The organism is Streptomyces sp. NPDC052020 (assembly GCF_040680575.1).
Taxonomy (GTDB): domain Bacteria; phylum Actinomycetota; class Actinomycetes; order Streptomycetales; family Streptomycetaceae; genus Streptomyces.
In genome coordinates this window covers 1-2606 of record NZ_JBFAWY010000088.1, presented here as the reverse complement: position 1 = coordinate 2606, position 2606 = coordinate 1, and the positions used below count along the sequence as shown (strand labels likewise).

Here is a 2606-nt window from a genome sequence, read left to right as displayed (position 1 = left end):
GGAGGGGCCGGAGGAGCCGTCCGGGACGGTGCCCGTCGTGCTGTCCGCACAGGGACCGCGGGCGCTGGAGCGGCTCGCGGGACGCCTCCACGCGCACCTGACCGAAAAGCCGGACACCGACCTCTACTCCCTCGCCCACGCCCTCGCCACCACCCGCGCCCCGCTCGACGACCGGGCCGTCGTCCTCGCCGACGACCGTGAGACACTCCTCGCCTCCCTGCGGGCACTGCGAGACGGCGACCCCGACCAGGCGACCACCGTGATGGGGACGGCCCGAGGCTCCCACGGCACGGTTTTCGTCTTCCCCGGACAGGGCTCGCAGTGGGTGGGCATGGCGCTGCGGCTGCTGGAGAGTTCGGAGGTCTTCCGCGAGCGTATACACGAGTGCGCGGTCGCGCTGGCCGAGTTCACCGACTGGTCACTGCTCGATGTGCTGAAGGGCGAGCCGGGCGCTCCCGGCCTCGACCGGGTCGACGTCGTCCAGCCGGTCCTCTTCGCCGTCATGGTGTCGCTCGCCGCGGTCTGGGAGTCCTACGGCGTCCGGCCCGACGCGGTGGCGGGACACTCGCAGGGTGAGATCGCCGCGGCCTGCGTCGCGGGTGCCCTCACCCTGTCGGACGCGGCCCGGGTGGTCGCGCTGCGCAGCCAGGCGCTGGCCGAGCTGGCGGGAACGGGTGGCATGGTGTCGGTGGCCGAACCGGTCGACCGGGTCGAGGATCGCATCCGGCGCTGGGAAGGGCGGCTCACGGTCGCCGCGGTGAACAGCCCTGCCTCCGTCGTGGTGTCCGGCGACCCGCGGGCGCTCGACGAACTCCAGGCCGACTGCGCCGAGTCCGGGGTCCGCACCCGCAGGGTCCCGGTGGACTACGCGTCGCACTCGCCCCACGTCGAGGTCATACGAGACCGGCTCGCCGCACTGCTGGCCCCCGTCCGGCCCCGGCCGGCGTCCGTGCCGTTCTATTCGGCCGTCACCGGCGAGAAACGGGACACCACCGACCTCGACGGCGCCTACTGGTACGAGAACTTGCGCCGGCCCGTCCGGCTCGACCAGGTCACCCGTGCCCTGCTCGACTCCGGGCACCGCGCCTTCATCGAGGTCAGCGCCCACCCGGTGCTCACGGTCGCGCTCGACGAGAGCCTCGCCGACAGCGGTGTTCAGGAGGCCTTCGCCTTCGGCACGCTGCGCCGGGACGAGGGCGGCCCGGACCGCTTCCTCGCCGCGCTGGCGCAGGCGTACGTGCGCGGGCTCGACGTCTCCTGGCCGACCCTGTTCGCCCCACGCCCGCGCCAGACGGTGCAGCTGCCCACGTACCCCTTCCAGCGCGAGCCGTACTGGCTCGATCCGGTGGCCACGGGCGCCGACCTCACCGCCACCGGTCTCACGTCCGCGGACCACCCGCTGCTGGGGGTGCTGGTCGCCCGGGCCGAGGGGGAGGGGCTGCTGCTCAGCGGTCTGCTGGCGCTGCGCACGCATCCCTGGCTGGCGGACCACGCCCTCGCGGGCACGCCCCTCCTCCCGGGCACGGCCTTCCTGGAACTCGCCCTTCGGGCCGCCGACGCGGTCGGCTGCTCCCACGTCGACGACCTGACCGTCCTGGCCCCCCTGCGGATCTCCGAGAACGGCGGGCACCACATCCAGGCCGAGGTGGGCGCGTACGACCCCGACGGGCGAAGGCCGCTGACCATCCACTCCCGGCCCGCCACCGACCCAGGCGCGATCTGGACCAAGCACGCGGTGGGCTACCTGACCTCCGACCTCCCGGAGGCCGGAAGCCCCGGCACGGCGTGGCCACCGCCCGGCGCCCGCCCCGTCGAGCACGCGGACCCGTACGGGACGCTGGCGGCACGCGGCTACGACTACGGCTCGGCGTTCCAGGGACTGCGCGCACTGTGGCAGCGGGGCGACGAGGTGTACGCCGAGGTCGAACTGGACGAGACCGAAGCCGCCGAGGCCGGCCGCTTCCTCGTGCACCCGGCCCTGCTGGACGCGGCCCTGCACCCGGTCGCACTCGGTATCTTGGGCGCACAGGCCCAGGGCGCGGTGCCCTTCGCCTTCGGTGAGGCCACCGTGCACGCCCGGGGAGCGGACCGTCTTCGGGTACGGCTCCGTCGCGAGGCATCCGACCGCATCACGCTCACGGCGACGGACTCCCAGGGCGAACCGGTCCTGTCCGTGCGTTCCGTCGTCCTGCGCCCGCTCGACTGGCGGTTGGTGGCCACGCCGGGCGATCTGCTCCACCGCGTGGAGTGGGAGCCGATGCCGTCCGCTGACGACCACCAGGGCGGTGAAAGCACGCAGCCGGTGGTGGTGCGGGTGCCTGGTGGTGGTGCGGAGCAGGCCGTGTCCGCTGTTCTGGGCCGGTTGCGTGACGAGCTTGCCGGTGAGAGTGCCGTGGTGGTGGTGACGGCTTCCGGTGATGTGGCGGGGGCCGCGGTGGGCGGTTTGGTGCGTTCGGTTCAGGCGGAGTATCCGGGGCGGGTCTTCCTGGTGGAGGCGGATGCCGGTTGCGGGCCGGAGGTGCTGGCGGCTGTGGTCGCCGGTGGTGAGCCTCATGTGCGGCTGCGGGACGGCGCGTTGCTGGTGCCGCGTCTGAGGCGGGCCGGTG

1 protein-coding gene is annotated in these 2606 nt (G+C 73.8%); it reads left to right on the top strand.

The window, feature by feature from the left end; all coding sequences use genetic code 11:
* Positions 1-37: 37 nt before the first annotated feature.
* A partial coding sequence (locus AB0L74_RS34745; RefSeq protein WP_365661590.1) for an acyltransferase domain-containing protein occupies positions 38-2606 on the top strand: 2569 nt, incomplete at its 3' end.